The organism is Pseudomarimonas salicorniae (genome assembly GCF_023156535.1).
Classification (GTDB): Bacteria; Pseudomonadota; Gammaproteobacteria; order Xanthomonadales; family Xanthomonadaceae; genus Pseudomarimonas; species Pseudomarimonas salicorniae.
Genome location: NZ_JALNMH010000008.1, coordinates 1 through 19,760, shown reverse-complemented (window position 1 = coordinate 19,760; position 19,760 = coordinate 1). Strand labels below are relative to the sequence as shown.

19 protein-coding genes are annotated in these 19,760 nt (G+C 68.9%); 7 read left to right on the top strand and 12 right to left on the bottom strand.

Annotated elements, in window-relative coordinates; translation table 11 throughout:
• Positions 1–77 precede the first annotated feature (77 nt).
• Entirely contained in the window at positions 78–770 is a 693-nt protein-coding gene (locus M0G41_RS10235; RefSeq protein ID WP_248209274.1) for an EAL domain-containing protein, read from the top strand.
• A gap of 310 nt (positions 771–1,080) precedes the next feature.
• A complete protein-coding gene (locus M0G41_RS10230; RefSeq protein WP_248208983.1) occupies positions 1,081–1,284 on the top strand; it encodes a VOC family protein in 204 nt (67 codons plus the stop codon).
• A gap of 146 nt (positions 1,285–1,430) precedes the next feature.
• Here the strand turns inward: M0G41_RS10230 and M0G41_RS10225 are convergent, their stop codons facing one another.
• The 6 genes from M0G41_RS10225 to M0G41_RS10200 all read right to left on the bottom strand — a co-directional run bounded on the left by M0G41_RS10225 (position 1,431) and on the right by M0G41_RS10200 (position 8,970).
• Entirely contained in the window at positions 1,431–2,651 is a 1,221-nt protein-coding gene (locus M0G41_RS10225) for a sialidase family protein (protein WP_248208981.1), read from the bottom strand.
• 446 nt (positions 2,652–3,097) lie between these two features.
• On the bottom strand, positions 3,098–4,456 hold the full coding sequence (locus M0G41_RS10220; protein WP_248208978.1) for a multicopper oxidase family protein: 1,359 nt from the start codon (positions 4,454–4,456) through the stop codon (positions 3,098–3,100).
• Positions 4,453–6,252 carry a TolC family protein gene (locus M0G41_RS10215; RefSeq protein ID WP_248208976.1) on the bottom strand — a complete coding sequence of 600 codons (1,800 nt, stop codon included), beginning with the start codon at positions 6,250–6,252 and terminating at the stop codon, positions 4,453–4,455. Before M0G41_RS10215 ends, M0G41_RS10220 begins: the two co-directional genes overlap by 4 nt.
• Before the next feature lie 208 nt (positions 6,253–6,460).
• Complete coding sequence (locus M0G41_RS10210) at positions 6,461–6,808, bottom strand: CopL family metal-binding regulatory protein (protein ID WP_248208970.1); 348 nt, start codon at positions 6,806–6,808, stop codon at positions 6,461–6,463.
• A gap of 44 nt (positions 6,809–6,852) precedes the next feature.
• Positions 6,853–8,025 carry a vWA domain-containing protein gene (locus M0G41_RS10205; protein WP_248208968.1) on the bottom strand — a complete coding sequence of 391 codons (1,173 nt, stop codon included), beginning with the start codon at positions 8,023–8,025 and terminating at the stop codon, positions 6,853–6,855.
• Positions 8,026–8,124: 99 nt separating this feature from the next.
• Positions 8,125–8,970, bottom strand: a complete 846-nt coding sequence (locus tag M0G41_RS10200) for an AAA family ATPase (RefSeq protein ID WP_248208966.1) — start codon at positions 8,968–8,970, stop codon at positions 8,125–8,127.
• Positions 8,971–9,146: 176 nt separating this feature from the next.
• On the opposite strand from M0G41_RS10200, the gene M0G41_RS10195 reads away from it, so the two are divergent.
• A complete protein-coding gene (locus tag M0G41_RS10195) occupies positions 9,147–9,572 on the top strand; it encodes a CopD family protein (RefSeq protein ID WP_248208964.1) in 426 nt (141 codons plus the stop codon).
• 21 nt (positions 9,573–9,593) lie between these two features.
• On the opposite strand, the gene M0G41_RS10190 is transcribed toward M0G41_RS10195, so the two are convergent.
• Positions 9,594–10,352, bottom strand: a complete 759-nt coding sequence (locus M0G41_RS10190) for a flagellar brake protein (RefSeq protein ID WP_248208962.1) — start codon at positions 10,350–10,352, stop codon at positions 9,594–9,596.
• Between the two features lie 158 nt (positions 10,353–10,510).
• On the opposite strand from M0G41_RS10190, the gene M0G41_RS10185 reads away from it, so the two are divergent.
• On the top strand, positions 10,511–10,918 hold the full coding sequence (locus M0G41_RS10185; RefSeq protein WP_248208956.1) for a YbaN family protein: 408 nt from the start codon (positions 10,511–10,513) through the stop codon (positions 10,916–10,918).
• Here the strand turns inward: M0G41_RS10185 and M0G41_RS10180 are convergent.
• Complete coding sequence (locus M0G41_RS10180) at positions 10,909–11,961, bottom strand: zinc-binding dehydrogenase (protein WP_248208954.1); 1,053 nt, start codon at positions 11,959–11,961, stop codon at positions 10,909–10,911. The two genes, M0G41_RS10185 and M0G41_RS10180, sit on opposite strands and share 10 nt — an antisense overlap.
• Before the next feature lie 133 nt (positions 11,962–12,094).
• Between M0G41_RS10180 and M0G41_RS10175 the strand changes: the two genes are divergently transcribed.
• Positions 12,095–13,003, top strand: coding sequence for a CHAD domain-containing protein (locus tag M0G41_RS10175; RefSeq protein ID WP_248208947.1), 909 nt, complete (start codon positions 12,095–12,097; stop codon positions 13,001–13,003).
• 54 nt (positions 13,004–13,057) lie between these two features.
• Positions 13,058–13,546, top strand: coding sequence for an FKBP-type peptidyl-prolyl cis-trans isomerase (locus M0G41_RS10170; RefSeq protein WP_248208945.1), 489 nt, complete (start codon positions 13,058–13,060; stop codon positions 13,544–13,546).
• A gap of 26 nt (positions 13,547–13,572) precedes the next feature.
• On the opposite strand, the gene M0G41_RS10165 is transcribed toward M0G41_RS10170, so the two are convergent.
• The 4 genes from M0G41_RS10165 to M0G41_RS10150 form a co-directional block, all read right to left on the bottom strand.
• Positions 13,573–14,592 (bottom strand): 2-dehydropantoate 2-reductase, encoded by a 1,020-nt coding sequence (locus M0G41_RS10165; protein WP_248208942.1) that lies wholly within the window; start codon positions 14,590–14,592, stop codon positions 13,573–13,575.
• Positions 14,592–15,041, bottom strand: coding sequence for an Mpo1 family 2-hydroxy fatty acid dioxygenase (locus M0G41_RS10160; protein ID WP_248208939.1), 450 nt, complete (start codon positions 15,039–15,041; stop codon positions 14,592–14,594). The genes M0G41_RS10165 and M0G41_RS10160 overlap by 1 nt, the downstream gene beginning before the upstream one ends.
• Before the next feature lie 91 nt (positions 15,042–15,132).
• Positions 15,133–16,677 carry a DUF1501 domain-containing protein gene (locus tag M0G41_RS10155; protein WP_248208937.1) on the bottom strand — a complete coding sequence of 515 codons (1,545 nt, stop codon included), beginning with the start codon at positions 16,675–16,677 and terminating at the stop codon, positions 15,133–15,135.
• Position 16,678: 1 nt separating this feature from the next.
• Entirely contained in the window at positions 16,679–18,517 is a 1,839-nt protein-coding gene (locus tag M0G41_RS10150; RefSeq protein ID WP_248208936.1) for a DUF1800 domain-containing protein, read from the bottom strand.
• 169 nt (positions 18,518–18,686) lie between these two features.
• On the opposite strand from M0G41_RS10150, the gene M0G41_RS10145 reads away from it, so the two are divergent.
• Entirely contained in the window at positions 18,687–19,262 is a 576-nt protein-coding gene (locus M0G41_RS10145; protein WP_248208934.1) for a hypothetical protein, read from the top strand.
• The last annotated feature ends 498 nt before the right edge of the window (positions 19,263–19,760 follow it).

Genomic DNA, 19,760 nt, shown 5'->3' with positions numbered 1-19,760 from the left:
AGTTCTTCGGGAATGATCCCGACGCCGCTGGCTGCATCCGCTGCCGCGATGCCGCCCCTTTCCTGCGCCGACTCAAGATGGCCTTCCAGCCGATTGTCGATGTCGAGGCGCGAAGGGTGTTTGCCTACGAAGCCCTGGTGCGTGGACAGGACGGCGAGTCGGCCGGCCAGGTGATCGCCGACGTCGCGGCGGACCAGATGTACACCTTCGACCAGACCTGCCGGGTGCTGGCGATCTCGACCGCACAGCGGCTCGGCGTCGACTGCCATCTCTCGATCAACTTCCTGCCCAACGCGGTCTATGAGCCGGCCACCTGCATCCGGCTCACCCTGGCCGCGGCGGAAAAGGTCGGGTTTCCCACCGAGCGGCTGATCTTCGAGCTCACCGAGGCGGAGAAGATCCGCAATCCCGAGCATGCCCTGCGCATCGTCCGCGACTACCAGAAGCGCGGCTTCCAGACCGCCATCGACGACTTCGGCGCCGGCTACTCCGGGCTCAATCTGCTGGCCGACTTCCAGCCGCACTATGTGAAGCTGGACATGGCGCTGACCCGTCGCATCGACCGCGAGAGCGTGCGTCAGGCGATCGTGGGCGGGGTGATCGGAACCTGCACCGCGCTCGGTTGCCAGGTGATTGCCGAAGGCATCGAGACCCGCGAGGAACTCGAGACGCTGCGCATGATGGGCGTCAAGCTGTTCCAGGGCTACCTGCTGGCAAGGCCGCAGGTCGAGGCCCTGCCCGAGGTCGATTACCAGGCCATCGAGGCCTGAGCGGGTACGTCGGTGCCCACTGCGGGCGGCGTGGGCGGAGCCCGGTCCCTTTCGGCATCCTCGTCCGCGCTTTGGCGCGAACGCGCGTTCACCGGCCGGGGCTTCGATTCTCGCCGCATGCGTGTAGGATCGAATCGGCTGGCCGACGTGGCGACGGGGAGGGCAACCGATGCGAGTCCACTATCTGGAGATTGTGGCCGACGACCAGGCGTCGACGTGCAAGGCATTGTCCGCCTCGCTCGGGGCGCAGTTCGGGGACCCCGTGGCTGCACTGGGCGGAGCGCGCACGGCGCAACTCGCGGATGGCGGGATGATCGGCGTCCGCGCTCCCATGCATGCCTCGGAGTCGCCGGTGGTCCGCGCCTATTGGCTGGTGCCTGACATCGAGGCGGCCCTCGCTGCGGCCGTCGAGTCGGGCGCCGAGGTCGCGCATCCGCCCATGGAACTGGCGGGGCTCGGACGGTTTGCGATCTACCTCCAGGGCGGGACCCAGCAGGGGCTCTGGCAGGTCTGATCGGACCGCTCCATCGTCCTGTCGCGCGTGCTCGCTGCGGGCGTCGGGTGGCCGGCACGACGATGGCGCATTGGCGGGCAGCGGACCGACCCTGGGGGGCGGGCCTCCGACCCGCTGCGCCCAGACGCGCCTTCCGACATCGTTGACTAGTTGCTGCGGGCTCGCTGGCTGATCAGCGCGCCGCGCAGCCGCGATGTCGGAACTCCGGGTTCGGTCCACACCACAATGGCCTGGCCGTCGCGCGCAGCGATGCGCGGCATGCCGGTGCCACGGCCCGCGGGAAGCCTGGCGATGAGCTGCTTCCAGCGTGGCAATCCGTCGGCACCGATTTCGGCCAGCCTTAGCGTGGTCTGGCCTCCTTCCGTGGCGAGCCACACCGCGAGGGTCGTCGATTCGGTCCACGGGGCCAGGTCGACGCGCCCCATCATGTCCTGACCCCGGTCAAGGTCGGGCAAGGTCTGCCAGCTGCCCTGGTCGCGAAGTGCCAGCCGGAGCACGGGGAGCCCCTCTGCCTGCGTTGGCCAGGCCGCTATCAGGGCGGGGCCCTGGGCGGTGATCGCCGGCCCGTTGACCGGACACCCGGGCATCGTCCAGTCATCGACGGGCAGGGGCGTTGGAGGACTCCACTCCAGACCGACGCGGGAGACCTCGAAAATATCGCGAACCTCTTCGCGGGTGCGGTCGCGATAGACCACCACGGGGCCCTCCTGACCCCGCGCCATGGACGTGCGGCAGCAGTCACAGGTCAGGTCATCCAGCTCGCGCCGTTCAACGACGCCTTCACGGGTCAGGACGGCGGTGTGCAGGGCGGTGTGCACGCCGCCATGGTCATGACCGTCGTGCCCGCCCCCGACCCGGGTGCGACGGCCATCCAGCCAGACGGCGAGGATCCGATCGTCGCCGTCCGGCAGCAGGCTGACGAAGCCGTGCTCGGTGGGCGTGCCGTCGTCGTGCAGCACCTGCGGCGCTGACCAGCTCTCGCCACGGTCGGTGGAGCGGGTGGTGTAGATGTCGTAGGCGTAGGGTTTGGCAGGATCGGACTTGACCAGGGCGTAGCCGAGCCAGTCGCCGTTGTCGGCGACGATCAGGGCAGGGAAGTCCGCCCAGTTGACGAACCACTGCCGACCGGACATCACCTCGCCCCGTCGCCGGACGATGCCCTCGCGATCCATCTCGGCGAAGCGCAGGGTGGAGACTGCGCCGCTGCGTTCGATCCAGCTGAGCAGGAACCCCTCCGCCGTCGCCAGCACCGAGCCCTGTGCCTGGCCGGGCAGGTCGAGTGGCTCGACGGCAGGTGCTCCCGCCTGCACAGCGCCAGCAAGCGGCAGGACACAGGCAAGCAGGAAGGTCGTCAGGCGAGCGAGCATTCGGTGGGTTTCCATCAAGCCGGGGGAAGATGGTAGCCCGAAGGAAGCTTGCAGCGACGGAGGCGGGTTTCGCGCGCGAAGAAGATGTTCCGCAGAACCCGAATGTAGGAGCCAGCTTGTTGGCGATCGTCCCGTCCGGGGCGCCTATCGCCAGCAAGCTGGCTCTACACGTAACGGCGCTGCCAGGTCCGGTTTGCGCCGTTCTGGCGCGTGTAAAGCCCGACCACTTCCACCGCATTCCCGCATTTCAACGAGACTTGACTGTAAGAGCGCCCTTGGGCGCGACCGCGGCGTGGCGTATTCACCACAGACCGCCGCCAGAGCGGATCTCCGCGGTCGCGCCCAAGGGCGCTCCCACAGAAAACCGGGCCAATTGATGGACCGGGGCGAAGGCGCACTCTGCCCCCTCTTTGCTCTTTGGCGCGCTCGAACGGGCGGGGGCGCCCTCAACCGTGTTTGTGGTGGCCGGCCGGGCGGGTCTGGAAGCGCGCCGGTTCGCCCGGCGGCGCGCTGTGGCGCGCGGGCTGGCCGAAGTCCGGATTGCTGCTGACCCTGCTCGCTACGGTGCCGGGCGGGTGTGCGTACCAGCCGGGATCGCGGTAGTCGCCCGGGGCGAGGTCGTCGCGCACCTTGATCACCGTGAACATGCCGCCCATCTCGATATTTCCGAACGGGCCCTTGCCCATCATCATCGGCAGCGTGTTTTCGGGCCCCGGCATGTGGCCGGAATCGGTGTGGTCCTGATGCTCGGCCATGCCGCTCTCGCCCATCGCCATGTAGCCGGGCAGCAGCTTGCGGATTTCCGCTTCCACGCCGCTCTGGTCGACGCCGAGGGTGTTGGGGATCTCATGGCCCATCGCATTCATCGTGTGGTGCGACATGTGGCAGTGGAAGGCCCAGTCGCCGGGCAGGGCGACGAACTCCAGGTCGCGGGTCTGGCCTACGCCGACGATCTCGGTGACCTCGGAACGCCACAGGCCACGCGGCCAGCGCCCGCCGTCGCCCCCGGTGACGAAGAACTTCGGGCCGTGCATGTGGATCGGGTGGTTCCACATCGACAGGTTGCCGATGCGCAGGCGCACCCGCTCGCCACTGCGCGCGACGATGGGTTCGATGGCGGGGAAGACCTTGCTGTTGAAGGTCCACAGGTCGAAGTCCTGCATCACCGACGGGTCGGGCCGGTAGGTGCCCGGGTGCAAGGCCCAGTTATGCAGCAGGATGCAGTAGTCGCGATCGATCGGCTCGGGATTGCCATCCTTCGGGTGGATGATGAAGAAGCCCATCATGCCGACCGCCATCTGGGTCATCTCGTCGGCGTGCGGGTGGTACATGTGGGTGCCGTGCTGCTGCAGGGTGAACTCGTACACATACGTCTCGCCCGGCTGGATATGCGGCTGGGAAAGTCCGCCGACGCCGTCCATGCCGCTGGGTAGCAGGATCCCGTGCCAGTGCACGCTGGTGTGCTCGGGCAGGCGGTTGGTGACGTAGATGCGCACCCGGTCCCCTTCGACCGCCTCGATGGTCGGGCCGGGCGTACTGCCGTTGTAACCCCAGCACTTGGCGCGGCAGCCGGGGCCGAACTCGTGCTCGATCTCCTCGGCGACCAGATGGAACTCCTTGACTCCATCGACCATGCGATGGGGCAGGGTCCAGCCGTTGAGCGTGCGCACCGGAGTGATGCCGGCGCGCGGCGAGGCCGCTGCCGGCGGCACTTCATCGGCCAGAGCGGCCCGGGTACCGACTGCCAACGGGGCCAGCGCCCCGGCGCCGGTCAGGCGGAACCAGTCTCGACGGGACAGGGTCATGGCGAATCTCCGTGTTCAGAATGATCGGCGTGATCGGCGTGATCGGCGTGATCGGCGTGATCGGCGTGATCGGCGTGATCGGTGTGATCGGTGTGATCGGTGTGCGCGTCCGGTCCGCTTGCCCGCTGCGCAGCGCCGTGGTGGTGGGCGTGGGGATCTTTGGCGGTGGGCTGGGAGGTGTCGGCCTTGGTCGGCGCAGGGTGACCGTGCTCGTTGTGGCCCTCGTGCGTACCCTGCCCCTGGTGCCCTTCGTGCCCTTCGTGCCCTTCGTGCCCTTCGTGCCCTTCGTGCCCTTCGTGCCCTTCGTGCCCTTCGTGCCCTTCGTGCCCTTCGTGCCCTTCGTGTCCCTTGGCGTCTTGGCGCTGGTGCCGGCCGTGAGCCCCGTGCCCGCCGTGCCCCTGATGCGGGTCGGCCGCGTCTGCGGGCGGCAGGACCGCCTCGGGTCCGAGGCTGGGCGAGCCGGGTGTCGGGGCCCCGGGCCACTGGCCTCCGGCGATGCGCCGCAGTTCGCTGGCGGCAAGCCAGTAGTCGCGGACCGCCTCGAGGTATTCCTGGTAGGCGTCGAACTCCTCGCGACGTACCGAGATCAGCTCGAACACGCCGTCCAGCATGTAGTTCACCCGCAGCTGGGTCTCCTGCACGATGCGCTCGCGCAGCGGCAGCAGGGTCTCGCGGTAGCGCTCGGCGGTCTCGGCCGAGAGCCGCATGCGCAGCAGGCCGAGGCGTGCCTGCTGCTGGATGCCGACGAGCAGGGCGTCCCGCTCGGCGCGGGCTTTGCGCCAGGCCGCTTCGGCCTCGGCGATCCGCGCCTGGCCCCGGTTGAACAGGGGCAGTTCGATGCCGATTCCGCGGCCACGGGTCAGCTCGCCATCCGGAGCGCGTTCGCGTTCGAACTCCAGCTCGATCTCGCCGACGCCGCGCCAGCCGCGGGCCTGGGCCAGGGCGCGTTCGGCCAGCACCACCCGGCGTTCCGCCGCGGCCAGGTCCAGCCGTTGCGCGCGGGCGGTGTCCAGCAGGGCGCCGCTATCGGCAGGTAGGCCGGCGGGCGCCGGCAGCAGGTCGGGAAGCAGCTCGGCGCCATCCCGATCGATGCCGAGCAGGAGCAACAGCTCACCGCGCGCCTCGGCGGCCTCGGCCTGCGCGCGCAGCGCCTCGATCCGCGCCGCACTGGCGTGGGCCTGTTCCTGGGCCAGCTGCAGGCGCGAGATGTTGCCAGCGTCGAAGAAGCGCGCGGCCAGGGTCGCGGCGTGCTCGGCGGCCTGGGCGGACAGGTCGCGCATCCGCGAGACCTGGGCGGCGGCGACGGCGGAGAACCACTGTTGCTCGACCTCGACCAGCAGATCGAGGATCTCGCCGGCCACGGCCTGCTCGGTGGCGGCAAGGCCGGCCTCCGCCTGGCGCTTTCTCCAGGGCAGCAGCAGGGCATCGGTAATGCCGAGTGACAGTGAAACGACACGTTCGGTGCCGGCCTGGTCACGGTTCCACATCAGGCCGATATGCGGATTGCCGAGCCGTCGGGCCTCTTCCAGCTCGGCGCGGGCAAAGCCGATCTCGGACAGGGCAAGGGCCAGCCGCGGACTGCGCTGCAGGGCAACCAGCTGGGCGTCGGCCACGCCAAGCTGGCGGTCGGGGAGGGCGGGCGCCTCGGCCTCGCGGGGGATGAGGTCGATGTCGAGCCCGCTGCGTGGGCCGAGCAGTTCGGCGCTCTGCCGATAGCCGCGCTCTGCCGGCAGGCTGGCGCAGCCGGCGAGCAGGGCGACCGCAAGCAGGGCAAGGGGTGGGGATGTTCGAATCATGGGGGCCTGAACCTGATCGGTGCGTCGTGTGAGCGACGCGGACGTGGATTGTCGGTGCGAAGCGCCGGGGCCGATGGTGCCGCAGTCTTGGGAGGAATCCCGTTGCGCGCGCGGCAGCCATGCAAACAGCGAAGCAGTGTGCGCTCTGCCTTGGCCGTCGGGATGCTTCGTCAGCGCAGCAAGCAGCGCTGTACGGGGGGCGCGCAGTTCAGGCGATGGGAGGGCGGAACGGGGCGCTGGTGGCGGGCCGCGGCGTGTCGACGCTGCGCTCGTGCGCTGTCCGGGCTCCTGGGCGTGGCGCCGGAAGCATCTGCCGGTCGGCCACCAGCAGGGGCGGCAGTACGCAGCCGCACTCGCAGGCCATGCCTGCGCAGGAGCCGTCGTGAGTGTGCGCGGGCGGTACCTCGACAGGCGGCTCTTCGTGGTCGTGGCAGTCCTCGTTCTGGGCGAGGGCTGGTGCTGCGTCCGCGGTCTGGGCATGACTCCACCACGGCGTGCCGAGGCCGGCCAACAGGACGGCGACCAGTACCCAGCAGCGGAGGATGAGCGAGAGCATGCCACCGCCCGGACCGCGCATCCCGGAGAAAGTTCCCCGGAGGATCACTTGCCCAGCCAGCGCATGGCCTCGGTCAGGCCGTCGGGGGTCAGCGGGTACATCCGGTCCTCGACCAGCTGGCGGATGATCTGGGTCGAACTGGTGTAGCCCCAGCTTTTCACTGGGGCGGGATTGATCCAGACCAGCTTGCGGAAGCGGTCCTTGATTCGGCGGAACCAGGCTTCGCCGGCTTCCTCGTTCCAGCCCTCGATGCTGCCGCCGGGATGGGTGATCTCGTAGGGCGCCATGGCGGCATCGCCGACGAAGACGACCTTGTAGTCGGGGTTGTAGGTCCGCAGCACATCGAGCATGCGGGTGCGCTCGGAGAAGCGCCGGCGGTTGTCGCGCCAGACCGAGTCGTAGACGAAGTTGTGGAAGTAGAAGTGTTCCAGGCGCTTGAACTCGTTCTTGCAGGCATTGAACAGCGCCTCGGCCTCGAACACGTGGTCGTCCATCGAGCCGCCGACGTCGAGGAAGAGCAGCACCTTGACCGCGTTGTGGCGCTCTGGCCGCATGCGGATGTCGAGCAGGCCGCCCTCGCGTGCGGTGGCGTCGATGGTGCCGTCGATGTCGAGCTCTTCCGGTGCGCCGGTGCGGGCGAAGCGGCGCAGCCGGCGCAGGGCGATCTGCAGGTTGCGCGGCGACAGGTCGGCGTTGTCATCGTAGTTGCGGAAGGCGCGCTGCTCCCAGACCTTGACCGCGCGGCGACCTCCGCCCTTGGGCCCGACTCGGATCCCCTGCGGGTTGTAGCCGCCCGCTCCGAACGGCGAGGTACCGCCGGTGCCGATCCAGCGGTTGCCGCCCTGATGGCGCTTCTGCTGCTCCTCGAGCCGCTTGCGGAACTCTTCCATCAGTTCCTCGAGGCCCAGGGCCTTGGCGCGCGCCTTGTCTTCCTCGCTGAGCAGCCGCTCCAAGGATTGCCGTAGCCAGTCCTCGGGAATCAATTTGAGGTCGTCGAGTGCGATCTGCTGCACGCCGTCGAAATAGGCGCCGAACACGCGGTCGAACTTGTCGTAGTGGCGCTCGTCCTTGATCAGGACGGTGCGTGAGAGGGCGTAGAAATCCTCGACGTCGGCGAATGCGAGGTCGGCATCCAGCGCCGCGCACAGGTCCAGCCACTCGCGCAGGGTGATGGGCAGCCTGGCAGCGCGCAGGGATTCGAAGAGGCCTAGGAGCATGGCTTTGCGTGAGTCTGTGTCGGGGCCTTGATCGCCAGCAAGCTGGCTCCTACCTGGAACAGGCGGCTGTAGGAGCCAGCTTGCTGGCGATCCAAGAGATCATCGCGTGGCGCGGCGATGCATGAAGGCCAGACGCTCAAGCAGCTGGACGTCCTGCTCGTTCTTCACCAGGGCGCCGTACAGCGGCGGGATGGCCTTGGCCGGATCGCGCTCCAGCAGTGCGCTGGAGGGGATCTTGTCCGACAGCAGCAGCTTCAGCCAGTCGATCAGCTCCGACGTGCTGGGCTTCTTCTTCAGTCCGGGCACCTCGCGCAGGTCGAAGAACACTTCCAGCGCGCGGTCGACCAGATGCTTCTCGATGTCCGGGAAGTGCACGGCGACGATCTGTTCCAGCGTGTCGCGGTCGGGGAAGGCGATGTAGTGGAAGAAGCATCGACGCAGGAAGGCGTCAGGCAGCTCCTTCTCGTTGTTCGAGGTGATCAGGATGATCGGGCGGTGTACCGCGCGGATGGTCTCGTCGGTCTCGTAGACGTAGAACTCCATGCGGTCGAGTTCCTGCAGCAGGTCGTTCGGGAACTCGATGTCCGCCTTGTCGATCTCGTCGATCAGCAGCACCGCGCGGCGCTCGGAGACGAAAGCCTCCCACAGCTTGCCGCGGCGGATGTAGTGGCGGATGTCCTCCACCCGTGGGTCGCCCAGCTGTGAATCGCGCAGGCGGCTCACCGCGTCGTACTCGTACAGGCCCTGATGCGCCTTGGTGGTCGACTTGACATGCCAGGTGATCAGCGGCGCATCGAGCGCACCGGCCAGCTCCTCGGCCAGCATGGTCTTGCCGGTGCCGGGCTCGCCCTTGATCAGGAGCGGGCGCTGCAGCGTGATGGCCGCATTGACGGCGAGTTTCAGGGCGTCGGTGGCTACGTAGCGGTCGGTGCCTTGGAATTTCATGCGTTCGGGATTCGAGATTCGGGAGTCGGGATTCGCAAGAGCAGCGGGTCGCCGTGGTGACTGCTGCGCTTCGCAGTTTTGGTATGTTGCACGAAAGGCGTGTTCACTGCGCAGAGAAGGGGGCTGCGAGGTATCGCTGCCCATGACCCACGACTCCCCAATCATGGCGCCCGCCCATGTACATCTACCTGTTCACCAAATCCGTCCACATCGTCTTCGTCATCAGCTGGATGGCTGCGGTGTTCTACCTGCCGAGGATCCTCGTCAACCTGGCCGAAGCCGCCGGAGAGCCCCCGGCCGTTCGCGACCGCCTGCTGCTTATGGGCCATCGCCTGTACCGCTTCGGTCACGTCATTTTCGGCATTGCCACCCTGTTCGGACTTGTCCTGTGGTTGCTCTACGGGATCAGTGGCGGATGGCTGCATGCCAAGCTGACCCTCGTGGCCCTTCTGCTGGCGCACTTCATCGTGGCAGGCCGCTGGGTGAAGCGTGCGCAGGCCGGCGGGACGCTGCCGTCGCCGCGGGCGCTGCGCTGGTTCAACGAGATTCCCGTCCTGCTGCTGTTCGCGGTGGTCTGGCTGGTGCTGGCCAAACCCTTCTGACCGGCCGGCGTGGAACGCTGCCTACTCGCCCTTGACCCGGGCAATGCGCTCGCGGTCGAGACGCATCAGGTAGCGCTGGACGGTGGTCTGCGCATTCGGCAGAAGGTCCACGTACTCGCAGCCGGCGCAGGTCGTGCTCGGGCCGATGCGGCGGCTGATCCGGAAGTTGCGCCGCACGCGAAGACTGACCAGGGCCGGCGGCGATTCGGGCAGCAACAGCTTGCAGGCGGCAAAGCGCATGCCCTGGGCGAGCACGCTCTCCGAGCCGGGCGGAATCAGCAGCGACACGCCGCCACCGCTGATGTCATGGATGCGGGTGCGGAAATCACGGGGCGGATTGTCCGCATCGGCCGGCGTCACCACCTGGCAGTAGGCGGCGTGGGTCGTCGGCACCTCGAGGCGGAAGTATTCGCGGCGCTGGATGTATTTCAGCTCGTCGGGCACCGGCGCGCGGTAGGCGGCCATGCCCTCGAACTGGATCTTCTCGAACGGCCCCGTGGTGAAGCGAACGTTGACCTTGTCCACCCGGGTGGCGAATGTCAGGGTTTCGGCCTCCAGGACCCGGCGCTCGACGTGGGCATGCGGCGAGGCATCGAAGATCAGCTGGTCGCGCTTTTCCTCGAAGTGCAGCAGGACGCTGAGCAGGCCGGCCCCCCCCTCGCCGAGTGGCGCCTCGAGCATGCTGCGCTGCTCGATCATCCTGCGCAGCAGGACGGCGATGGCGTCGGGATCGTCCACCCCGAAGCGACCGTCGACCCTGATCTCGTCGCTGCTGGCCATGTTCGGGACTGGGCTCCTCATTGCCGGGACGAAAGTGCGCGGGCACTGCATGTCGCCGGCCCCTCGGGAGATCGATCAGATCGCCCACTCGATGCCGATGGTAGCGGATGGCCGGGTCCGTCGGCAGGTCGGGTGTGCCGTGATGGAGGGCGCAGGCCGTGAGCTGGCGTCGGCCGATCTGGATTGCGCTGGCTGGATTGTTCCTTGCTCTGGGTCTGATCGGCGTCCTCCTCCCGGGCCTGCCGACCACGCCTTTCGTCCTGCTCGCGGCCTGGGCCGCGGCGCGCGGATCACCTCGGTTGCACGGCTGGTTGCTGCGCCACCCACTGTTCGGCCCGATGATCAGCGACTGGCAGCGCGGGGGCGCCGTGCACAGGCGGGCCAAGTGGGCGGCCAGCGCCACCATGGCGCTGTGCGCGGGGCTGATGTTCTGGCTGGCGCCGCGGTGGTGGATGGCGGGGATCGGCACGGCGCTGATGGCCGCGGTGGCGGGCTGGCTGTGGCTGCGGCCAGAGCCGGCGCGGCGCCGCCTCATCGCGCCGGCGGCGGACACGTCTCAAACCTGAGTGCTGGCCGCATGGCGGGTGGTCAGAACCAGTTTTCCCTGGGTGCGGCCCGATTCGATGTCGCGCTGCGCACGGGCGGCCTCGGCCAGTGGATAGGTGGATAGAGGTGGCGGACGCAGTGCGCCTTCCTCGAAGCGCGACAGCAGCCAGTCGAGACCCGAGCGCAGGGTCGGCGCGTGTGACTGCAGGAAGCTCAGGTTCGCGGCCACCACGCTGCGGTTGCTCTGGGTCATGTCCAGCGGATTGAAGCGCGGCGTGCGCAGCCAGTCCCAGGCCAGCCGCAGCCAGTTCAGCCTGCCGTCGCGCGGCAGCATGCTGTGAAAGCCGTAGATCACCAGCGAGCCGGTGGGGGCAAGCAGCGCGTAGCTGTGGCGAAGGGTGGCGACGCCGCTCGCGTCGAACACGGCCTCGAAGCCCTCGGGCGCCAACTCGCGGGCCCGGTGCCACCACTTGCCTTGGTCGCGGACAAGTACGGCTTCGGCGCCCAACTCGCGGGCAAGGGCGACCTTGTCCGAATGTCCGACCACGCCGATGCAGCGGCAGCCGGCAAGTCGGCCAAGCTGGAGCAGGGCGCCGCCGACCCCGCCCGCGGCCGAGTGCACCAGCCAGCGATCGCCGGGTCGCGGATGCAGCTTGCGATGGGCCAGAAACCAGGCGGTCAGGAACACGGTGGGCAGGCTTGCCGCCTGGGCCATGTCGAGACCGGCCGGAACGCGGAACAGGTGGCCGGCGTCAAGCACGATGGCATCGCAGTAGCCACCGAACAGGGTCGGCGCCAGCACCCGCTCGCCGACCTTCCAGCCCTCGACTCCCGGGCCGAGAGCGTCGATGACCCCGGCGATCTCGAAGCCCGGGATGATCGGATAGCCATGCAGGGCCTTGGCCGAGGCGTACAGCCCCATGCGGATGATTCCGTCGGCATAGTTGACGCCGCAGGCGTGCACGACGACCCTGACCTGCCCGTGGCCGGGAGCCGGCTCGGGCAGTTCGACCTGGCGCAGGGCGTCAAAGCCGCCGGGGCGGTCTATGCGGATGGCGTGCATCGCGGCGCTCCGGAGATTCGCGGTATCGGCAGCATTCCAGGGACGGAGACTTGACGGAAGTCAGGGACGCAAGTCACCAAACTGTCATGTTTCGTCCATGGAATCGAGAGCAACCCATCGGCAATCTGGCGGGATGTCCGAACTCAGTACGCCAGGCCAGTGGCTGGCCAAGCTGGCTTCAGATGAGCTCGCCCAGCTTGTCCGTGAGCTGGTCAAGGCCCGCAAGGGCAAGGACAGCGGCGTGCACAAGGCGCGCAAGGCGCTGCAGCGCCTGCGCGGCCTGCTGCGGCTGGCGAGGACGACGGCGCCCGAGTGGCATGCGCGCGTGGACGGCCAGCTTCGCCACGTTCGCCGGCGGCTGGGTCGGCTGCGTGATGCGGCGGTGCGGGCCGAGCTGGTCGGCTCGATGCGGGACAACGGCTTGCCCGCCGAGCAGCAAGCCCCCGTGGACACCGCGGTGGCGGCGCTTGTCGAAGCGCATCGTGCCTGCTGGACGGGCCTGGATCCGGCATTCTGGGACCGCATCGATCGCTCGGTGGCGCGGCACCTGGCGGCCTTTGACCGCTGGCCGCTGCCCGAGGTCAGCGAGTCGGCCATCCACGAGGCGCTGGAGAAGGAGCGGCGCAAGGCGGGCCTGGCGGCGGCCAAGGCCCTGGGCCATGTTCAGCGCAACCGGCGACACGAGATGCGCCGCCTGCTGCGCCGCTATGCGGCAATGCGCAAGGCCGCGGCCTATGTCCTGCGGCAGCGCGATCCGGGCTGCAAGGCCCTGGTCGAAGCGGCCCGTGAGCTGGGCGTCGAGGGCGACCTGTGGCTGACCGCCACCGCCTTGCGCGTCAGCGCCGGGAAGGAGCAGACCCGCGCGCTGCGCTCGGCGCTCGAGAAACATCGCCGGGCGCTCTGCAAGAAGCACGACGGGGAGCTGGCCAGCCTGCGGCGAGGGCTGCTGTCGCGCAGGCAGGCCGGCCACGCGGCCCGCGCCAAGTCCGCGCGAAAGGCCGAGAAGGCGGCGCGTGCGGCGGCGGGCGGCGCCGACAAGTAGCCAAGCCGCCCCGGAGACCGTAGGATCCCCGCCCCCCACCCGCGGAGCCGGCCCATGAAGGCGGACATCAACCACGTCATTCGCTTCCACTACCGCGTCTTCGCGCTGCCGGCCGGCGGCGAGGCGCTGGAGTCTTCCTTCGAGCGCGAGCCCCTGACCGTCCTGCTCGGCCACAGCGGCATCATCGCCGGCCTCGAGCGTGAGCTGATCGGCAAGTCGAGTGGCGACCGCTTCGAGGTCGAGATCGCGGCCGCCGACGCCTACGGCGAGGTGCGCCCGGATTTCGTGCAGCGCGTGCCCAAGAAGTTCTTCCGCGAGCCGGCGAAACTCAAGCCCGGCATGCAGACCGCTGTTGGAACCCAGCAGGGCCCTCGGCTGGTGACCGTGAAGAAGGTTGGAATGAGCGTGGTCGACGTCGACCTCAACCACCCGATGGCCGGCAAGGACCTGAAGTTCGAGGTCGAGGTGGTCGAGGTGCGTGAAGCCACGCCCGAAGAGCTGGCCCACGGCCACGCCCACGGTCCCGGCGGTCACCAGCACTGATCCGCGGCGGGCGGCCCTTGGCCGCCTCAGGGACTTCCGTCGAGCCCCAGTCGGGCCTGGAGTGCTTTGGGCGCCAGCCGTTCGCCGGGTTCGAGCTCGGGAATGAGTTCGAGCATCCGCTCGTTCAAGGGAGCGCGGTCGCCGGTCGACGCGGCGAGGCGGACCACGGCGCCGCAGAGCTCATCGATCTCGGTCGGGCGGCCGGCATCGCGATCGTCCTGCATCGACGAGCGCGCCTCCGGCGAGATGGTCAGCATGCGCTGGGCCAGGGCCTGGAAGAGCGGCGTCGGCAGCCGCAGCAGGGCCGGCAACAGGGCGGGCGGCATCGGGGTGACCCGCGCAGGTCGGATGCCAGCGCGGCGCAGCAGGCCCAGGGCCTCGGCCTGCAGGGCCGCCACCACCTGGCGATAGCCGCGCTGCAGCAGCTGCTCGCGCAGCGGAATGCCGGCGGCGGCATTGACGGGATTGTTGAGGTTCAGCAGCAGCTTTCCCCACTGCACCGCGCGCATGTCCGCATGCAGGGCCAGCGGCAGCCCGGCGCGGGCGAAGGCCGAGGCCCACGTCTCGATGGCCGGATCGCTGGCGCAGGCGAGCTGGCCGTCGGTGCTCTGCCTCACCACACCTGGTTCCACCATCACCACGTTGAAGGGAACCATGCCGGCCAGCACGTGCAGGCCGGGTGCCGCGTCGCGGAGCCGGGCCGGGTTGTCGACCCCGTTCTGGAAGGAGACCACCAGCGTACCGGCGGGCAGGGCGCGCTGCAGTTCGGCCCCGGCGGCGGTCGTGGCCGGGCCCTTGACCGTCAGCAGGACCAGCGAGGGCGGCGGGGCCTGTTCAAGGCTTTCGCTGGCGCCCAGCACGCCGGGGGCAAGGTGCACGGTGCGTCCGTCGATGCGACCGAACTGCAGTCCGCGCTCGCGCAGCGCCTTCACGACGTGCGGGCGCGCCACGCAGTGCACGGCCACGCCCGCCGAGGCGAGGGCGCCGGCGAGGAACTGGCCGATGGCGCCGGCCCCGTAGACCAGCACCGCCCCGGGTTCGCCCATCAGTAGGACAGGCCGAGCTTTCTGAACAGCTTGGCGAGCAGGAAGATGGGGCCGACCAGAAGGTACTGCAGGTCCTCGAGAAAGGAGGGCTTCTTGCCTTCGATCCGGTGGCCGATGAACTGGAACACCCAGGTGATGACGAACAGGGCCAGCGCGGTCCAGCCGAGGTAGGGCACGACCGTGTAGCTGGCAAGGCACAGCACCGAGAACACAGCCATGACCGCGGTGAAGGCCCAGGACAGGCGGGCGTAGTAGACCAGCGACAGGACGACCCCGGCGGCAGCCACGTAGGGATGCAGCAGCCAGAGCAGGGCCAGCGTGCACCAGACGATGATCGGCACGCAGATCCAGTGGATCGTGATATTGGTGGGATGACGGTGCGACTCGGCGTAGTGGCCGATCAGCCGGTCGACCTGGCGGATGTCGCGGCCCAGGGCAGTGGAATGCATGGTGGTCCCTCCGGTGGTGCGTAGGCCTACTTTATCCCCGAGGCATCGCGCCGGCTTGAACCGGATGACTGCGCAGGCTTTCGCCGCGATCTCAGACTGCGCGCAGGAAGCCGAGGTCGGGTCCGGAGATCGCCAGCTTGCTGCCGGTCATATGCGCCAGGTTGGGAAAGACCGTGTTGCGCAGCGTGTCGTCGAGCCCGAACCAGCGGGCGAAGGTGGCGGCGTACTGGTCGACGGCGAGCGTCGGCAGCAGGCGACCCTGGCCGACGTTCAGCGGATTGCCGTCGAGGCCGAGCGGCGGCAGCTGGCCGAACACACGGCCTCCTTCCACCGAGCCGCCAACCACGAAATGGTGGCCGCCCCAGCCGTGGTCGGTGCCGTCGCCGTTGTTCGACAGGGTGCGGCCGAACTCGGAGCTGGTGAAGGTGGTGACATGCTGGTCGAGCCCGAAGGCAGGCGAGCGCATCACCTGGTCGAAGGCGAGCAGGGATTGCGACAGTTCGTGGAGCAGTTCGGGCAGCTCTGCGTTCTGGCTGTCGTGGGTATCGAAGTCGCCGAGCTGGGTGAAGAACAGCTGGCGGGACATCTGCAGCGTGGCCCGCTGGCGCATCACCCGGGCCACCATCAGTAGCTGGGCGGCAAGGCCCGGCAGCTCGGCGCGACCCGCGTCCAGGCGCTGCCATGCAAGACCGAAGGCCTGCCAGAACGGGGCGTAGGCATCGTCGGCATAGCCGGTCTCGACGCCTTCGCCGTCGACGGTGCGATCCTGGCGCAGGGCCGCGGCCAGTTCGTCGCCTGCTGCCCGCGCGGTGCGCACGCGGCTGGCGTAGGCGCGCTCGAAGGGATGCCCGTAGCTGGCCTCCATGATCGCGGTGAAGCTGTCGCGGCGTCGCTGGTTCCAATGTCGCCCGTTGCCGGTGTCGATATGGTCGATGGTCTCGGCGCCCTGCTCGTTGAGGAAGAAGGGCAGCACCGTCTGACCGGCCTGGAACACGTTCTCGCCGCTGATCGACATGTTCATCGACAGCAGCGGGTTGGCATTGCTCTCGTGGAACAGGTCGGCGAGGCGACCGCCCCAACCGATGCGCTGACCGGTGTCGGCGCGCGGCGTCTGCCAGAGCACGCTCTGGTCGGAGTGCGAGAACAGCTGGGCGGGCAGGGGCTGCAGCTCGTCGCGCACATCCTGCAGGTTCACCGGACGGACCAGCGGCCCGACGTTGGCGACGATGGCCGCGCGTCCGCTGTTGATCAGGTCGCGCAGTCCGGACATCTGCGGATGCAGGCCGAAGTCGCTGTCGTCCTGGCCGATGCCGGCGAGGCCGAGCAGCTGATTGCTGGCGATGCGAAGGTCGCTGGGATTGGTCTGCCCGTTGTGGCTGCCGGTGCCGCTGCCGCGCCGGGAGGCCTCGTAGGCGGTGCGGTGGCTGCCGTTGACCGGCACCAGGCTGGAGAAGCTGTCATTGCCGCCGACCAGGTTGACGCAGACCAGGGCCCGGTAGTCGCTGCCGGCGCCCTTGAGCCGGGCCATCGGCGCGGCAGCCAGGGCCAGCTTCGGCCACAGCGAGGCGAAGGCGCCCGAGCCGGCGGCGGCACACAGCGAGGCGCGCAGAAAGTCGCGACGGTGCAGGTGGCTCATCCTATTTCTCCACCACGTAGCTCGGCGAAACCGTCACCAGCCACAGCGCGTCCTGCACCCGCAGGCGGCGGGTCTGGGCATCGCTGCGCCAGTTGAAGAAAGCTTCGGCGGTGACGTGGTCGATGATGATCTGGCGGATCGGCGCCGGCAGCTGGCCGCCGGTGAACAGCAGGTCGTAACGGTCGACGAGGGCGGCCGGGTCGTGGGCGATCGCCATGTCTCGGTCGAGCGAAACCACCACGGGTCGCCAGTAGCCGCTGGTGGGCAGTCCGGGATTGCCGGCCCAGGTCCAGCCCACCTTGCCGGCGATCTCGTTGATCATGCGGATCACATAGGTGTCCGTGGTGATCTGGAACTCGGGCGATACCAGGCCGCGCCCCACGATCTCGGGGCCGGGCAGGGCGTAGTCGGGACTGAAGAAGTTGAACACCGTCGGCGAGCGCATTGCCGCCTGGGCGGTGTAGAAGTCGAGATAGCCCTCGCGCCAGAAGCCCTGCGGATGACTGGGCTGCGCCTGCAGCGCGCGGAACAGCTGGACCACGCGCATCAGCGGCTCGCGTAGCTTGCCGACGCAGCCGGTCCCGGCGCTGGAACAGGCGGTGGTGGCCGGCTGGCGGGCCTCGCGGTCGAGCAGGATCGCGCGGATGACGGCACCGAGATTGCCGCGCACGCCGCCGGGCGCATCACCATTGTCGTCGGCGAAGGCCGCGGCCACCCGTGCGACGTAGGCCGGCGTCGGGTTGCTGGTGACCAGGCGCTGGATCAGCCGGCGCGCCAGGAACGGGCCGACGTTCGGATGGTGGAAGATGTTGTCGAGTGCGGCGTCGAGGTTGTCCTCGGCGCTGCCGCCTTCGGCCAGCACGCCATTGGCATCGACCCGGCCGCGCGCCACGCCGGGGTAGCGCAGCAGCTGCTTGCTGCCGAGCGCCTGGTGGTAGCTGTTCCACGCGCGCATCGGGGTGCGGTAGCCCTCAGCCAGCTTCCAGTGGACGTCGCCGCCGGGGTGGTTGCGGCAATACTCCCACTCCCACCAGTTCTGGTACTCGACGATGCTGCCGGGCGTGTCGCTGTTGGTGTTCCAGTCGCCGCGGGTCGGCGCGCAGGTCGACAGGTTCCAGCCGGTGAACACGGCAGCGAAGCCGCGGATGGTTTCCTGATCGTAGGTCGGGATCGGCTGTCCGCCCTGGGTGCGCACGCTGCCGTCGGGATTGAGCTGGACCAGGCCAATCGAGAACAGCTGCATGATCTCGCGGGCGAAATTCTCGTCCGGGCGCAGGGTGCCGCTCTGGTTGCCCTTGCGGTTGCGGAACATCGACAGGTACTGGCCCATCGACGGATGCAGGGTGACCTCCTCGAGCAGGTCGCGGTAGTTGCCGAAGGCGTGGCGGACCAGCACGTCGTAGTAGCTGGCGACCGCGGTGGGGTTGCCCTCCAGCGCTCCGCTCCGCTCGGAGACCACCAGAATCTGCGAGAGCGCGAAGGCCACGCGCTGGCGCAGCTGGTCCTGCCCGGTGACGGCGATGCGTATCCATTCCTCGTGGCGCTCGCCACCCCAGACCTCGTCCACGCCCTCCAGCGCGATGCGCTGCTCGACCCGCGGCAGATGCAGGCTGGCCGGAAGTGCCATCTGCTCGTCGATCCAGCGCGGCAGGCTCATGCCCTGAAGGCGGGCGATCTCGTCGAGGGTCGGGCCGAAGCTGGCCTGGGTCAGGAAGCGCGCAGCCTCGCTGGCGCTCGGCGGCGCAGTGAACGGTCGCTCGAAGCCGTCGCCGAAGAACGCGGAGGCCGGCAGGGCGATGAGCCCGCCGATCAGCAGTCCAACGATGTGCCCTTTTCGCATGCCTTCCCGTCGCCGAGGCGATTGCCGATCGTCGCGGAGCGAGTCTAGCGTGGGTGAACCCTTCCGGCCGGAGAACGTCGTCACGCCTTGGCCGCGAACCGCCATGTGGCGGGCCATGGCCGATCAGCGGTGGCTTGAGCGGCCGGGGGCGCGGCCGCAGGATAGCGGGATGATGATCGTGCGCCTCTCTGTGCTGATGCTGCTGGCTGGCTTCGCGACCGGTTCGGCCGCGTTCTCCAGCGGTTCGACGGTCTGCGAGGTCGACGCGTTGCCCTTCGTGCCCATGTCCGGGGTGCTTCGTCAGCCGCCACCGTCGGGATGGCGCCTCGTCTCCGATGGCGATGCCTGGTACCCGGGGGCGATTCGCCGTTTGCGGCTGCTGAACGACGATCCCGCGAGGCGCGCGCGGGGCGTGCTGGTCTGGGTGAAGGGCAGCCGATTCGGCTCGCCGGTCGGCGCCGGTCGCTTTCTCGACCTTGGGGTCAGCGACCGCTTCCGCTTCTCCGGCAGCAGCAGCGGCCAGTGCGGCGAGTGGTCGCTCACCCACATCGACGCCGTTCCCAAGCCGCAGTCGGAGCTGGTGTTCGCCTGGCAAGCGCCCATCGCCGACCCGCCCTTCGGTCTGGTTCTGCGCGCCTTCGTCATCGAGGACTGCGATGCGCTGCCTGGTGTCTGCCGGGACGCCCAGGCCCTGACCGCATTCCTCCCCCTGCGCGAGGCCCTGTTCGCCGAAGGCTTCGAATAGCCGGCCCGGCGGCGGGAATGGAAACGCGGTCATAGGGTGCGGCCGGCTGCACCGGGCGTTTCGATCGACGGCCGCAAGGTTTTCGGCAATGCGAACAGTGGGCGCAAAGAAGACATCCATAGGGTGCGGCTGGCCGCACCGGGCGTACCGTCCGAACGCCCGTATCGGTGCGTCCAAGACGCACCCTATGGGGCTTCGCCGACGCCCAAGGAGGCCCGACTGTGGGAGCGCCCTTGGGCGCGACCGCGGAGATCCGCTCTGGCCGCGGTCTGTGGTGAATCCGTAGCGCTGCGGTCGCGCCCGAGGGCACCCCCACAATTTGACTGCGGCAAGGCCTGCTTTGCGGCGCAAACCGGACCTTGCAGCGCCGTTGCGTGTAGGAGCCAGCTTGCTGGCGATCGTCCCATCCGGGGCGCCTATCGCCAGCAAGCTGGCTCCTACAGCGGGACCGGGGCGAATGCGAACTTCGCGCCCAAAGCAGACCTTGCCGCAGTCAAA

Coding starts and splice junctions, on each gene's coding strand:
- M0G41_RS10220 (WP_248208978.1), bottom strand. CDS start 4,456: ATGACCCTGTCCCGTCGAGACTGGTTCCGCCTGACCGGCGCCGGGGCG.
- M0G41_RS10175 (WP_248208947.1), top strand. CDS start 12,095: ATGTCCGAACTCAGTACGCCAGGCCAGTGGCTGGCCAAGCTGGCTTCA.
- M0G41_RS10195 (WP_248208964.1), top strand. CDS start 9,147: ATGTACATCTACCTGTTCACCAAATCCGTCCACATCGTCTTCGTCATC.
- M0G41_RS10230 (WP_248208983.1), top strand. CDS start 1,081: ATGATCGGCGTCCGCGCTCCCATGCATGCCTCGGAGTCGCCGGTGGTC.
- M0G41_RS10155 (WP_248208937.1), bottom strand. CDS start 16,677: ATGAGCCACCTGCACCGTCGCGACTTTCTGCGCGCCTCGCTGTGTGCC.
- M0G41_RS10200 (WP_248208966.1), bottom strand. CDS start 8,970: ATGAAATTCCAAGGCACCGACCGCTACGTAGCCACCGACGCCCTGAAA.
- M0G41_RS10170 (WP_248208945.1), top strand. CDS start 13,058: ATGAAGGCGGACATCAACCACGTCATTCGCTTCCACTACCGCGTCTTC.
- M0G41_RS10210 (WP_248208970.1), bottom strand. CDS start 6,808: ATGCTCTCGCTCATCCTCCGCTGCTGGGTACTGGTCGCCGTCCTGTTG.
- M0G41_RS10225 (WP_248208981.1), bottom strand. CDS start 2,651: ATGCTCGCTCGCCTGACGACCTTCCTGCTTGCCTGTGTCCTGCCGCTT.
- M0G41_RS10145 (WP_248208934.1), top strand. CDS start 18,687: ATGATGATCGTGCGCCTCTCTGTGCTGATGCTGCTGGCTGGCTTCGCG.
- M0G41_RS10165 (WP_248208942.1), bottom strand. CDS start 14,592: ATGGGCGAACCCGGGGCGGTGCTGGTCTACGGGGCCGGCGCCATCGGC.
- M0G41_RS10190 (WP_248208962.1), bottom strand. CDS start 10,352: ATGGCCAGCAGCGACGAGATCAGGGTCGACGGTCGCTTCGGGGTGGAC.
- M0G41_RS10160 (WP_248208939.1), bottom strand. CDS start 15,041: ATGCATTCCACTGCCCTGGGCCGCGACATCCGCCAGGTCGACCGGCTG.
- M0G41_RS10180 (WP_248208954.1), bottom strand. CDS start 11,961: ATGCACGCCATCCGCATAGACCGCCCCGGCGGCTTTGACGCCCTGCGC.
- M0G41_RS10215 (WP_248208976.1), bottom strand. CDS start 6,252: ATGATTCGAACATCCCCACCCCTTGCCCTGCTTGCGGTCGCCCTGCTC.
- M0G41_RS10205 (WP_248208968.1), bottom strand. CDS start 8,025: ATGCTCCTAGGCCTCTTCGAATCCCTGCGCGCTGCCAGGCTGCCCATC.
- M0G41_RS10235 (WP_248209274.1), top strand. CDS start 78: ATGGCCTTCCAGCCGATTGTCGATGTCGAGGCGCGAAGGGTGTTTGCC.
- M0G41_RS10150 (WP_248208936.1), bottom strand. CDS start 18,517: ATGCGAAAAGGGCACATCGTTGGACTGCTGATCGGCGGGCTCATCGCC.